This window comes from Nocardia sp. bgisy134, assembly GCF_965341865.1.
In the GTDB taxonomy this organism is placed as follows: domain Bacteria; phylum Actinomycetota; class Actinomycetes; order Mycobacteriales; family Mycobacteriaceae; genus Nocardia.
Genome location: NZ_CBDQZP010000006.1, coordinates 300,006 through 312,797, shown reverse-complemented (window position 1 = coordinate 312,797; position 12,792 = coordinate 300,006). Strand labels below are relative to the sequence as shown.

Annotated in this window: 12 protein-coding genes and 1 riboswitch; of the genes, 6 read left to right on the top strand and 6 right to left on the bottom strand. The window is 70.3% G+C overall.

Annotation, left to right across the window (positions count from 1 at the left end):
* Nucleotides 1-105 precede the first annotated feature (105 nt).
* Both ACRWNM_RS14080 and ACRWNM_RS14075 read left to right on the top strand, forming a co-directional pair.
* Nucleotides 106-567 carry a DUF2752 domain-containing protein gene (locus ACRWNM_RS14080; RefSeq protein WP_431967382.1) on the top strand — a complete coding sequence of 154 codons (462 nt, stop codon included), beginning with the start codon at nt 106-108 and terminating at the stop codon, nt 565-567.
* 352 nt (nt 568-919) lie between these two features.
* Nucleotides 920-1,105 carry a hypothetical protein gene (locus ACRWNM_RS14075; RefSeq protein WP_431967380.1) on the top strand — a complete coding sequence of 62 codons (186 nt, stop codon included), beginning with the start codon at nt 920-922 and terminating at the stop codon, nt 1,103-1,105.
* A gap of 2 nt (nt 1,106-1,107) precedes the next feature.
* Here the strand turns inward: ACRWNM_RS14075 and ACRWNM_RS14070 are convergent, their stop codons facing one another.
* From ACRWNM_RS14070 to ACRWNM_RS14060, 3 genes are all read right to left on the bottom strand, one after another.
* Nucleotides 1,108-2,457, bottom strand: coding sequence for a M1 family metallopeptidase (locus ACRWNM_RS14070; RefSeq protein WP_431967378.1), 1,350 nt, complete (start codon nt 2,455-2,457; stop codon nt 1,108-1,110).
* Nucleotides 2,457-6,422, bottom strand: a complete 3,966-nt coding sequence (locus ACRWNM_RS14065; protein WP_431967376.1) for a Pls/PosA family non-ribosomal peptide synthetase — start codon at nt 6,420-6,422, stop codon at nt 2,457-2,459. Before ACRWNM_RS14065 ends, ACRWNM_RS14070 begins: the two co-directional genes overlap by 1 nt.
* Before the next feature lie 148 nt (nt 6,423-6,570).
* Nucleotides 6,571-7,218: a LysE family translocator gene (locus ACRWNM_RS14060; protein WP_431967374.1), complete on the bottom strand. Its 648-nt coding sequence runs from the start codon at nt 7,216-7,218 to the stop codon at nt 6,571-6,573.
* A gap of 99 nt (nt 7,219-7,317) precedes the next feature.
* Nucleotides 7,318-7,431, top strand: a riboswitch (SAM riboswitch).
* Between the two features lie 46 nt (nt 7,432-7,477).
* Between ACRWNM_RS14060 and ACRWNM_RS14055 the strand changes: the two genes are divergently transcribed.
* Entirely contained in the window at nt 7,478-8,797 is a 1,320-nt protein-coding gene (locus tag ACRWNM_RS14055) for an aminotransferase class V-fold PLP-dependent enzyme (RefSeq protein ID WP_431967372.1), read from the top strand.
* Between the two features lie 165 nt (nt 8,798-8,962).
* Nucleotides 8,963-9,562 (top strand): Uma2 family endonuclease, encoded by a 600-nt coding sequence (locus tag ACRWNM_RS14050; protein ID WP_431967370.1) that lies wholly within the window; start codon nt 8,963-8,965, stop codon nt 9,560-9,562.
* Nucleotides 9,563-9,568: 6 nt separating this feature from the next.
* On the opposite strand, the gene ACRWNM_RS14045 is transcribed toward ACRWNM_RS14050, so the two are convergent.
* From ACRWNM_RS14045 to ACRWNM_RS14035, 3 genes are all read right to left on the bottom strand, one after another.
* The gene (locus ACRWNM_RS14045) at nt 9,569-10,036 is read right to left on the bottom strand and encodes a flavin reductase family protein (RefSeq protein ID WP_431967453.1); all 468 of its coding nucleotides are present in this window, start codon (nt 10,034-10,036) and stop codon (nt 9,569-9,571) included.
* A 183-nt stretch (nt 10,037-10,219) separates the two neighbouring features.
* Nucleotides 10,220-10,696: a YbaK/EbsC family protein gene (locus tag ACRWNM_RS14040; protein WP_431967368.1), complete on the bottom strand. Its 477-nt coding sequence runs from the start codon at nt 10,694-10,696 to the stop codon at nt 10,220-10,222.
* Between the two features lie 116 nt (nt 10,697-10,812).
* Nucleotides 10,813-11,142: a 2-oxo-4-hydroxy-4-carboxy-5-ureidoimidazoline decarboxylase gene (locus tag ACRWNM_RS14035; protein WP_431967366.1), complete on the bottom strand. Its 330-nt coding sequence runs from the start codon at nt 11,140-11,142 to the stop codon at nt 10,813-10,815.
* A 179-nt stretch (nt 11,143-11,321) separates the two neighbouring features.
* Here ACRWNM_RS14035 and ACRWNM_RS14030 point away from each other — a divergent pair, with 179 nt between their 5' ends.
* Both ACRWNM_RS14030 and ACRWNM_RS14025 read left to right on the top strand, forming a co-directional pair.
* A complete protein-coding gene (locus tag ACRWNM_RS14030) occupies nt 11,322-12,143 on the top strand; it encodes a crotonase/enoyl-CoA hydratase family protein (RefSeq protein WP_431967364.1) in 822 nt (273 codons plus the stop codon).
* Nucleotides 12,144-12,273: 130 nt separating this feature from the next.
* Nucleotides 12,274-12,777 carry a MarR family winged helix-turn-helix transcriptional regulator gene (locus ACRWNM_RS14025; RefSeq protein ID WP_431967362.1) on the top strand — a complete coding sequence of 168 codons (504 nt, stop codon included), beginning with the start codon at nt 12,274-12,276 and terminating at the stop codon, nt 12,775-12,777.
* Nucleotides 12,778-12,792 lie beyond the last annotated feature (15 nt).

Here is a 12,792-nt window from a genome sequence, read left to right as displayed (position 1 = left end):
CGCTCGCTGTCGACGGCAACCCGTCGCGGCACCGTGTGACACCGGCTTTCGTGCCTTCCGCTGCCGGTAGCGGGAAGCCGCGCGCCCCGGCTACCGTGGATTCTCGTGGAGACCACGCACCTCGCCGCCCAGCCCCCGTTCCCGCCGCAGCAGCGGGTGCGGCGCACGGGGTGGCGCGCGCTCGGGTTGCCTGCGCTCGCCGCGGGAGCGGGTATCGGAGCGGTGGTCCTGTTGCACTTCCGCGATCCGCACGTGGAGGGTTCCTACGGCATCTGCCCGGTCTACGGCCTGACCGGGTTGTACTGCCCGGGGTGCGGTGGCATGCGCGCCGTGCACAACCTCACCGACGGCCGCCTGCTGGACTCGCTGCACAGCAACCTGCTCGCCATTCCGCTGCTGCTCGCCTTCGCGGTGTTCGTCGGCGACTGGGCGGTGCGCGCGTGGCGCGGCGAACGCCCCCGCGTCCCCGACCTGCCGCGCACGTTCATGTGGACGGTGCTCGCGCTTTTCGTCGTGTACTCGGTGCTGCGCAACACTCCGTGGGGCACCTGGCTGGCGCCCGTTTGAGCGGAGCCTTGGCCTGCGCTGATGACGGACTGAGCGTGCGACGGTCTACGCGATTCCCCCGCGCGGCAACGGGCAAGCTCTCGGTATGACCGATTCACTCGAGACGCGGGTGCGTGCGAAGCTGCTGCGCCGGCTGGCCGGATTCCCCCGCTCGGCAACGGGCAAGCTCTCGGTATGACCGATTCACTCGAGACGCGGGTGCGTGCGAAGCTGCTGCGCCGGCTGGCCGGATTCCCCCGCTCGGCAACGGGCAAGCTCTCGATATGACCGATTCACTCGAGACGCGGGTGCGTGCGAAGCTGCTGCGCCGGCTGGCCGGATTCCCCCGCTCGGCAACGGGCAAGCTCTCGATATGACCGATTCACTCAAGACGCGGGTGCGTGCGAAGCTGCTGCGCCAGCTGGCCGAGGACGCTCCCGACAACGAACACGACGACCCGAGGCAGATTTCGGTGGCGGCCGACCTGGACGCCCTGGACAGCGTCGCCGAGGACGACCCGCTCGTGGAGGAGCTCGCTACCCGCTACCTCGTGTTCTGAGCTCAGCGCGCGCCGGCCTGCCCACCGAGGGGCGGCAGCTGGGGCAGCGGTTCGTCGCGCAGCCAGCTGTCCCACAGCGGGCGCAGCGGCACCAGGCTGTAGTGCCCGGCCAGATCGGTGAACTCCTCAGTGGTGACCGAGGAATGCCGATAGCGCCGCACCCATTCGTGCAGCAGGTCGGCGAAGCCGGGCTCACCGAGTTCGAGGCGCAGCGCGTGCAAGGTGAGCGCGCCGCGCTTGTACACCCGGTCGTCGAACATGTGCCTGGGCCCCGGGTCCCCGATGACGATGTCCTGCGGTTCTCTCGCCAGGTTGTGCCGGGCGGCGCGGGCGAGTTGATCGGCGGAGGGCCCTCCCGATGCCTCCGACCAGATCCATTCCGCGTAACAGGCGAAGCCTTCGTGCAGCCAGATGTCGCGCCACTGCCGCAAGGTCAGGCTGTTGCCGAACCACTGGTGCGCCAGTTCGTGCGCGACCAGCCGTTCGGAGCCGCGGCGGCCGTCGCAGTGGTTGGCGCCGAACACCGAGATGCCCTGGGCTTCGATCGGGATCTCCAGGTCGTCGTCGGTGATCACCACCGTGTACCCGCCGAACGGGTACGGGCCGAACCGTTCGGTGAAGACCTCCATCATCCGCCCTTGCCGCGCGAAGTCGTGCTCGAACTCCGCGCGTAGCCGGGGCGGCACGATCGCGTGCATCGGCACCGGTCCGTGCACCGCGCCGACGCGGTACTTGCGGTACGGCCCGATCTGGATGGTGGCCAGGTAGCTCGACATCGGCTCCGGCTGTTCGTACACCCAGGTGGTCTGGCTCGCCTTGGTCTGCTTGCGCACCAGGGTGCCGTTGGCGAGCGCGTAGTACGGGCTGTCGGTGGTCACCGAAATGCGGTAGCTGGCTTTGGAACTGGGGTGGTCGTCGCAGGGAAACCAGGACGCCGCGCCGTTGGGCTGGCTGGCCACCAGCGCGCCCTCGGACAACTCCTCCCAGCCGACCTCGCCCCAGGGCCCGCGCACCGGCTTCGGTACGCCCGCGTACTGGACGACCACCGAGAGCACGCCGCCCGCCGGAATCCGCTGCTGCGGCGTGACGACGAGCTTGCCGTGCTGGTGCACGTATTTGCCGGCCTTGGCGCCGTTCACGAACACCTTCGACACGGTCAGCGCCTGCGAGAGATCCAGACCGAAGCGCGGCTGGACCGCGGTGGTGACCGCGGTGATCTCGGCGCGGCCGGTCAGCCGATTGCTGGCGACCTTGTAGACCAGTTCCAGCTCGTACCGCGAGACGCGATAGCCCCGGTTGCCGTTCTGTGGCAGGTAGTCGTCGATGGGGGCCGCGTAGAACTTCTCACCCATCAGCCCTCCTCGCCGGGGTCGTCCGTGCGCCGGGTCCACGGTGCGATCGGGTTGCCCCACCACCTGGTCGACGGGGGCACCGTGTCGCCGCGCATGACGAGCGAGGCAGGGCCGACCGTCGCGCCCGCGCCGAGTCCGGCGGCGGGAAGGGCGACGCAGTGCGGCCCGAGGGTGGCGCCCGCGCCGAGGGTGACGGTGTCCATGGCCATGATTCGATCGTGGAACAGATGGGTCTGCACCACGCAGCCACGCTCCACCGTGGCGCCGTCGCCGAGTGTCACCAAATCCGCCTCAGGTAACCAGTAGGACTCGCACCATACCCCGCGACCGATGCGCGCGCCGAGTGCGCGAAGCCAGAGATTCAGCACCGGCGTTCCGGTCGCCGCGCGGGCGAACCAGGGCGCGGCGACCATTTCCACGAACGTGTCCGAGACCTCGTTGCGCCACACGAACGAGCTCCACAGCGGGTGCTCCTCGGCCCGGATCCGGCCGACCAGCAACCACTTCGCGGCCACGGCGCTGCCGCAAGCCACCGCGCCCGCGACCAACAGCACGACACCGCTGAGCAGGGCGGTGGGCAAATGACCGATCCGCTGGGCCAGCCAGGCCAGCGCGAAGAGCACGCCCAGCCCGATGCCGAAGGTGACGAGCACCGGGACGAGCCTGCACGTCTCCACCACGGCCCGCGCCACGCGCAGCCGCCACGACGGATCGAAGGTGCGGCGAGTGTCGGCGGTTTCGGAGGCGCGGCGCAGCCGCACCGGCGGACTGCCGAGCCACGAGGAGCCCGCCTTGGCCTTGGACGGCGCGGCCGAGAGCACGGCGACCAAACCGTTCTTCGGCACCCTGCGGCCCGGCGCGGTCATGCCCGAGTTGCCGAGGAAGGCGCGCTTGCCGACCTTGGCCTCGCCGATGCGCAGCCAGCCGCCGCCGAGTTCGTAGCTCGCGATCATGGTGTCGTCGGCGAGGAACGCGCCGTCGGCGACCGTGGTGAACTTCGGCAGCAGCAGCACGGTCGACGCCTCGACGTGCTTGCCGACCTTCGCGCCGAGCAGGCGCAGCCACAGCGGCGTCAGCAGGCTGGCGTAGAGCGGGAACAGGAAATTGCGGGCCGCGTCGAGCAGCCGTTCGGTGGCCCAGGCCTGCCAGCCGACGCGGCTGCGCACCGGGTGGTAGCCCTCGGTCAGCCCGATGGCGAACAGGCGCACGAGGACGACGGTCGCCGCCGCGTACACGCCGAGCGTGACCAGCATGGCCACCGGCAGCATCGCGAAGGCGCGGACCAGTCCGCCGGTGAGCGTCACGGTTTCCCGCACCCACCAGGCCAGGAACGCGCCGCCCGCGCCGAGACCGAGAATCGGGAGGGCGGCGAGCGCCATCGAGGTGATGCCGAAGATCACGACCCAGTGCGGGGCGCGCGCCGGTCTTTGCGCGGGCCAGCGGTGCCGCGCGCGACCGACCTTCACCGCGGGGGAGCCCGCCCATTCCTGCTCGGCCTTCACCTTGCCCGAGACCGCGGAGCCCGGGGCGACCTCGGCGTTCTTGCCGATCTTCGTGCCGGGCAGCAGGATCGAGCGCGCGCCGATCACCGCGCCCTGCCCGATGACGATCGGGCCGATGTGCACGAGATCGCCATCGATCCAGTAGCCGGAGAGGTCGACCTCGGGTTCCACGCTGCACCCGTCGCCCAGTTCGAGCATCCCGGTCACCGGCGGCAGCGTGTGCAGGTCGACGCCCTTGCCGATGCGCGCGCCGAGCGCCCGCGCGAAGGGCACCATCCACGGTGCGCCGGACAGGTTCTCCGCGCCGCTCGCCTCGGACAGCCGCACCGCCGCCCACAGCCGCAGGTGCACCGAGCCGCCGCGCGGATAGCTGCCGGGCGTGATGCCACGCAGCAGGGCGCGCGATCCCGCCACGCACAGCGCCATCCGGCCGGGCGGGGTGATGAACAGCAGGAACGCGATCAGCGCCCACCACCAGGACAGCCGGGGCAGCCAGGGCAGCGATCCCGACCAGGCCGCGACATTGCCGACGATGGCCAGCCAGGTCAGCCACTGCAAGCCGGTCAGGGTGGTCAGCGGCACCGTGGCGAGCACTTGCACCCACTGGGCCAGGCGCGGGGTGGGACGCACCGTGCGTTCCTCGACCGCGGCGGCCGGTGCGCTGGCATCGAGCAGGTCGGCGAGCGCGCCGAGGCGCGGGTGGTCGTAGAGATCGGCGACGGCGATGCGTGGATAGCGCTCGCGCAGCGCGGTGACCAACTGGGCGGCGGCGAGGGAGCCGCCGCCGAGGTCGAAGAAATCGGTATCGGGACCGGTCGCCTCGGCGCCGAGGATGGCGTCCCACAGTCCGGCGACCCAGCGCGCGGTGGGGGAGAGACCGTCGTCGTCGGATTCGACGGGCGCGGCCTTGGGCAGCGGCCACGGCAGCGCGTCGCGATCGACCTTGCCCGACGTGCGGGTCGGCAGTTCCCCGACCACCGCGAGGCGCGGCACCAGCGGTGCGGGCAGCTGGTCGGCGAGCAGCTCGCGCGCGGCGTGCACGTCGAAATCGCCGTCCGGCCCGGTGAGATAGCCGATCAGGATCTTGTTGCCCGCCTTGGTGGTTCGGATCGCGGCGGCCGCGCCGGTGACGCCGGGCAGATGCTGGAGCGCGTTGTCGATCTCGCCGAGTTCGATGCGGCGGCCGCCGAGCTTGATCTGGTCGTCGGCGCGGCCGAGGAAGACGAGACCGGCGCGCTCGTTGCGGACCAGATCGCCGCTGCGGTAGGCGCGTTCCCAGCCGAGCGTGGCGAGCGGAGCGTACTTCTCGGCGTCCTTGGCCGGATCGAGATAGCGGCCGAGACCGACGCCGCCGATGACGAGTTCGCCGGATTCGCCCTCGCCGACGGGGTTGCCCTGCGCGTCGACCACGGCCAGATCCCAGCCGTCCAAGGGCAGTCCGATGCGGATCGGCGGCTCGCCGGTGAGCAGTGCCGCGCACGCCACGACGGTCGCCTCGGTGGGGCCGTAGGTGTTCCACACCTCGCGCACCGAATCCGCGTTGCCCGCAAGGCGTTCGGCGAGTTCCGGCGGCACGGCCTCGCCGCCGAAGATCAGCAGCCGGACCGGTTCCAGCGCCTCGGCGGGCCAGGTGGCGGCCAGCGTCGGCACCGTCGAGACGATGCTGATCTCGCGGCGAACCAGCCAGGGGCCGAGATCGGCGCCGGTGCGCACCAGCGCGCGCGGCGCGGGCACCAGGCAGGCGCCGTGCCGCCAGGCCAGCCACATCTCCTCGCAGGAGGCGTCGAAGGCGACCGAGAGACCGGCGAGCACCCGGTCGCCGGGCCCGATCGGCGCGTCCCGCAGGAACAGTCGCGCCTCGGCGTCGACGAAGGCGGCGGCGCTGCGGTGGGTGATCGCCACGCCCTTCGGAGTGCCGGTGGAGCCGGAGGTGAAGATGATCCAGGCGTCGTCTTCGGGGCTGGGTGGCGCGATATCGGATTGCTTTGCGGTGGTAGTTGTTTCGGTGCCGGAGCGAATACCGTCGGCGGTGGCGACGGCGCTGACTCGCGCCTCGCCGAAGACCAGCCGGGCCCGCTCGTCGGGATCGTCGGCGTCGACGGGGACGTACGCCGCGCCCACCCACAGCACGGCCAGGATCGTGACGTAGAGATCGCTGCTGCCCGAGGGCATTCGGACGCCGACTCGGTCGCCGGCGCGCACGCCTGCCGCGGACAGCTCGGCCGCGCGGGCCTCGATCGCGGCGAGCAGTTCGCGATACGTGATCAGGATCTCGCCGTCGTCGAGGGCGTGCGCGTCGGGATGGGTGTGCGCGGTCGCCGTCAGGATGTCGACGAGAGTCCGCGGCGGGGGCGTTGCCGCGCCACGCAGCAGGGGGTCGGACTGCGACCTTCCGGTCGTCGGGCTCTCGCCCGCCGCGGCTTCTACCTGCGGCTGGAGCATCACGTCCGGCCCACCTCTCATAGACCTGCCTTGCATTTCCCGACGGTTGTTTCACATGAGGGTTACCGATTGGCAAACGCCACGGTGACCAACTGACCACGGTACCCGCGGTATCGGTGAATCCCCGGGCGCGGCAGCGGCGCGCGGTGTGCCTGCGATCGGCACGTCGCTAGGCCGCCGAGGCCGCGGTCCCGAGACCGAGCGCGGTCAGAATGCCCGCGCTGGCCTGCTCGAGCCGATCGCTGACCTTCGGGCTGCGCAAGAACGCCACCGCGCGGGAGGCGAGCAGGGCGAGCAGGATCATTTCGACGGCGGCGACGGTGCATTCGACCGCGCCGAGCGCGAGGGTGTTCAGGAACGTGACTTCGGTCATGAACTGGGGCAGCACGGCCAGGTAGAACAGGCCGACCTTGGGATTGAACAGACACGAGACGACGCCCGCCGTGAACGCCGAGCGAACCGTCGGCGCACCGGCTTTCGCGCCGCCTGCCGACGCGCCGGAATCGAGCTCGGCATCGGAGCGCGCCCGTCGCTTGCGCAACTCCACCAGCGTGCGAATTCCCAAGTACACCAAATAGATTCCGCCGACGACTTTCAGCGCGCGATATGCCGTCGCGGACTGCTCCAGCAGTGCGGCGACCCCCGCGGCCACCATCACCGCCCACACCAGGCCACCGAGCGCCGAACCCACCGCCGCGGCGATGCCGGGACGGGCGTCCACGATCGAAAAGCGTAGCACCAGAAACGAATCCGGCCCCGGCGTGAGCGACAGCAGGACGCACAAGCCGACGAAGCCGATCAGCAGGGAGGGCGTCACCCCTCGAGTGGAACGCAGTTCGCTGCCCGGCGCAACCGACTTTCGGCCGCGAAATCCGGCGGTTGACAGAGCGGCGGGCGGTCTGTCAGTCTCGGAACAGGTCACGAGTATCAGCGCAAAGCCCCGGCTAGCTGGTCGGCAACCCTCCTCCGCGGTGGGGTGCTCCGGGTGACGACCTGGCCGCCGTCCGACCGGGCGCGGCAAGCGCGGACTCGGCGAATCTCCCGATTGCGAGTCCCTGACCCGACGGGATCACGTGATGACTGCTGTTGTGGGCCAGACCTGTGCCGCCCTCGCCCGCGTGTCGGGTGACGACCTGCCGGTGCCGCTCGTCCAGGGCGGAACCCGCACCTACGCCAACTTCGACTACGCCGCCAGCGCGCCCGCGCTGGCCCCGGTCACCGACCGGATTCAGCGGCTGCTGCCTTACTACGCCAGCGTGCACCGCGGCGCGGGCTACGCCTCCCGCATCTCCACCGAGTGCTACGAGGCCGCGCGCGGTTCGGTCGCCCGTTTCCTCGACGCCGCCGACGATCAGGTGGTGGTGTTCACCCGCAACACCACCGACTCGCTGAACCTGCTCGCCGCGTGTGTGCCCGGTGACACGGTGGTGCTCGATATCGAGCATCACGCCAACTTCCTGCCCTGGACGCGAAACGGTCGCCGCGTGGTGCGCGCCGCCGACACCGTCGCCGAGACCATCCGGTCGCTGGTGGCCGAGCTGTGCAGCAAGCCCGCTGCGCTGCTGGCGGTCACCGGGGCGTCGAATGTCACCGGCGAGGTGCTGCCGCTGGAGCGGCTGGCCGACATCGCGCACCAGTGCGGCGCGCGCATTCTGGTCGACGCGGCCCAGCTCGCCCCCCACCGGCGAATCAGTCTGCGCGAAAAGGGGATCGACTACCTCGCCTTCTCGGGCCACAAGCTGTACGCCCCGTTCGGTGCGGGCGTGCTCGTCGGCCGCCGCGACTGGCTCGACAAGGCCGAGCCCTATCTCGCGGGCGGCGGCGCGGTCCGCGCGGTGAGCGCCGAGCGCACCGAGTGGGCGCCCGCGCCGCAACGCCACGAGGCGGGTTCGCCGAACGTGCTCGGCGTGGCCGCGCTCGCCGCCGCCTGCGACGCGCTCGCCGCGATCGGCCCGGAGACGCTGACCGCCCACGAGCGCCTGCTCGCCGACCGTCTGCGCGACGGATTGTGTGCCATCCCCGGCGTCGAGACGCTGCGCATCTGGTCCGACGGCCCCGACTCGGTCGGCATCGTGGCCTTCACCGTCGCCGGTTTCGCGCCCGGTCACGTCGCCGCCTATCTCTCGGCCGAGCACGCCATCGGCGTGCGCGACGGTCGCTTCTGCGCGCACCCGCTGCTCGCCCGCCTCGGCCTCGACGGCGCGCTGCGCGCCAGCATCGGCCTCGGCACCACCTCCGCCGACGTCGACCGCCTCGTCGCCGCCGTCGCCACCCTCGTCCACCACGGCCCCTCCTGGAACTACGCCCAGACCGACGGCCTCTGGAACCCCGACCCCGAAACCCGACCCTTCACCGCCGACCCCGCCACCGGCGCCGCCCCCTGCCTCGTCGCCTAGGGGCGCTGCGGCGCGGCTTCGCGGCCGGTTGGGAGCGGTCTCGGCGGGATAGTATCGGCGAGACCGTTTCCCGACCTGAGGTTGGCCGTTGAGCGAACGGAGTGAGCGAATCATGTGCCAGCGCGCTATGCGCATGCCGGAGCCGAGCGTCAGCGAGGCGCAGGCATGAGCAATCTGCCTGCGTGGGCGACCGATCCGGGTGCGTTGCTCATCACCGAGGCGGGCTACGACGCGCTGCCGGAGGATGTGCAGCGTCAGATCGAAGTGCTCGACGGTCATGTCATCTTCTGCCGCAGTGGCAGTTTCCAGCACAACAATGTGGCTCGGCGGCTGGCCAACGCTTTGGAGCGGGCGCGCCCGGCCGAACCGTGCACCGGAGTCGTCACCGATTTCGAGATGCACTACGTCAACGGCAGGCCGGGTAGTCCTGGGTTCTCCTTCCGCAGGCCCGATGTGGTACTGCACCGGTGCGTCGAGGAGGACCGCAAGCTCACCACCGCCGACGCGCTGCTGGTCGTCGAGGTCGTGTCACCGGGTTCGGAGTACACCGACACCGTCGACAAGCGGGCCGAGTACGCGCACGAGGGGATTCCGCTCTATCTGGTGGTGCACCTCGACGCCGAGCGTCGCGTGAAGATCGTTCAGGAGTACCGACTGGACTGGGCGAGTCGCACCTATCGGCTCGCCGAAACGCATCAGGACGCCTTGCGACTGACGGGTCCGTTCCCGATGGAGGTCGCGTTCAAGGAGTTGGACGGTGACTGAATCCGCTCAGTCCTCCAGCGAGGACGGGCGGTGGTAGCGGCCGTTGTAGTAGAGCAGCGGTGCGGCGGCCGGTTTTTCGTCGGTGTTGTCGTGGACCCGGGTGACCAGGCCGACGACGAAGGTGTGGTCGCCGATGGGGATGAGCTGCTGGACCAGGGCGCGGATCCAGATCGGGGTGCCGTGCAGGACGGGTTCGCCGGTGTCCAGGGTGGTCCACAGGGAGCGGTCGGTGAAGCGCTCCTCGGCGGAGCGGGCGAAGCGCTTGGCGATGTGCTGCTGGTGTTCGCCGAGGAAGTGGATGACCACCGAATCGGCGTCGAGCATCGCGGCCATGCTGGACGAGGTGTGCGCGATGTTGAACGACACCAGCGGCGGTTCCAGCGAGAGCGAGGCGAACGAGGTGGCGGTGAAGCCGACCGGTCCCTTCTCGGAGCAGAGCGTGACCACGGTGACACCCGCCGGGTAGTGGCGCATGGACGCGCGGTACTGCTCGGCGGTGATTCCGCTCAGATCGTCGGGGATCCGGACGCCGGTGGGCGGGGGCGGTGCTTCGGTCACATGACGAAGCTACGCCCGATCCGCCCGCGCCGGGCCGGGCAATTGTTGTTCGATTGCCGTTCGCCCGGGAAACCCGCAGGTCGCGGGAGGATGTGAGACTCAGTCCACATCGATGGGCAGGCCCGCGGTGATCCGGATCAGCTCGCGGAACGACGTGCGGAACAGCGTGTTCGGATGCCCGCCAGCCGCCCACACCTCCGGGTGCCTGGCCAGCGCATTGTCCACCCAGGTGGGCAGGTTCGCCGGATGCCCGACCGGCGCGACGCCGCCGAGAGGCTGTCCGGTCACCTGGCGCACCAATTCGGCGGACGCGCGGGTGAGCGTGCCTTCCAGCCGCGCGCCGGTCTGCTCCAGATCCACCTGGTGCGCGCCGGAGACCAGCAGCAGCACCGGGTCTTCGTCGAGCAGGAACACCAGCGATTTGATGATCGCGCCCACCTCGACTCCGAGGGCGCGCGCCGCGTCGGCGGCGGTGGGGGTGGGTGTCGGCTGGCTGAGGATGACGCCGTGATGGCCGCGCGCGATCAGTGTGTCCGCGACTCGGCAGGCGACCGGAGGTAGCTGGGCCCTGCTCATGGATCCAGGGTAAGCGGACCGGCGGCTCCGTTCCGGCCATGCGCGAATTCTCGACGGACTTCGTCCGGCCGTGGCCGGGGCGCGATTGCGGGCGGTACGCGGGGCCGGCGCATCGGTCAGTACTCCGGATAGCCCTCGGCGGGTCCGAGCATGGTGGTGATCCGCTCCCTCGTTATCCGCGCCAGCTCGGTGACGCAATGCGGATCGCCGGGCGAGATCCCCTCGTGGACAACGGCTTCCAGCGCGCGATCCAGATCGTCGGGGGAGAGCGCGAGCAGCTCGACGTCGGCCTTGGCCAGCAGCGCGTCCCGATCCGGATAGGGACGCGCGTCGGCGAGCGTGACCGCCCAGGTGACATTGCCGCAGCATTCGAACATGGCGTGTACGGCGCGATTGTGCGACAGGGTGTTGAAGCGGTCGAGGCCGATTCCATGATGCATCAGCATGATTGCCTCCCAACCCGGTGCGTTGGTTTGCTGACGTGACAATGATCCGCCTCTCTTCGAGGCGGGAACCAGTGCGATGCAGATGTTTTGCACAGGATTTACAGACCGCGCCGGGCCTCGTCCCACTGCCGCCGCGGATCCGCCGGAGCGGACGGGCGCGGAGCGTATACGCTGTACAAATGACTGATTGGCAGGCTTTCACCGTCGAGACCAAGGACCACGTCGCGCAGGTGACGCTGACCGGTCCCGGCAAAGGCAATGCGATGGGCCCGGACTTCTGGCGGGAACTTCCCGAGATCTTCCGCGAGCTCGACGCGGATCCCGAGGTGCGCGCCATCGTGCTCACCGGCTCGGGCAAGCACTTCTCCTACGGGCTCGACCTGCCCGCCATGGCGGGCACCTTCGGTCCGCTGCTCGCCGACAAGGCGCTGGCCGCCCCGCGCACCGATTTCCTCAAGGAGATCCGGCGGATGCAGGCTTCGGTCACCGCGGTGGCCGAGTGCACCAAGCCCGTCATCGCGGCGATCTCCGGCTGGTGCATCGGTGGCGGCCTCGACCTGATCGCGGCCGTCGACATCCGCCTGGCCAGCGCGGATGCCAAGTTCAGCCTGCGTGAGGCCAAGGTCGCGATCGTCGCCGACATCGGTTCGCTGCACCGGCTGCCCGGCATCATCGGCGAGGGGCACCTGCGCGAGCTCGCCTACACCGGCAAGGACATCGACGCCGCGCGCGCCGAGAAGATCGGCCTGGTCAACGAGGTGTTCCCGGATCAGGACGCGGTGCTGGACGCGGCGCACGCCATGGCCCGCGAGATCGCCGCCAACCCGCCGCTGGTGGTGCAGGGCGTGAAGGACGTGCTCGACCAGAAGCGCGCCTCGGAGGTGGCCGAGGGCCTGCGCTACGTGTCGGCGTGGAACGCGGCCTTCCTGCCCTCGGAGGACCTGACCGAGGCCATCCAGGCCGTCTTCGAGAAGCGCGATCCGCAGTTCAAGGGTCGCTGAAGCAGTTCGAAGGTCGCCGGCGTGACTCGAAGGTCGCCCGCGCCGGCAATTTCGTTTGCCCCGACCGTCCACGCACCGACATACTTGCGATAAACAACTAATTGATTGACGCAAGTAAAGGTGGCGGCGCGTGGACACGGACGACCTGTCGATCGACACCATCGCGGTGCAACTCACCCGGCTGCAGCGCATCCGGGACAGGACCGCCCTGCAGATCCATACCAAGGACGGCGTGGACCCTGCCGTGTTCGCGGTGCTGTTCCGGCTGCTCTGCGATGGCCCGATGCGCTCCGGCGCGCTGGCCGAGGCGGTGTACTCGGACGCGTCGACGATCAGCCGTCAGGTCGCCCAGCTGGTCGAGCGGGAGCTGGTCCGCAGGACGGCCGACCCCGCCGACGGACGCGCCACGGTGCTCGAGGTGACCGAGCGCGGCTGCGAGGTGGCCGAGCAGATCCGCAGGCGCCGCCACGACAATCTCACCCGTGTGATGGCCGAATGGACGCCGGAGAACCGGGCGCTGTTCGCGGGCCTGCTGAGCCAGTTCGTCGACGATTTCGAACGCGCGCGGCCCGCGATGGTCGCGAGCCTGCCGCACGTGGGCGCGAAGGTCAGTGGAACGGAGAACGATTCGTGACAGCGCCGACCGCCG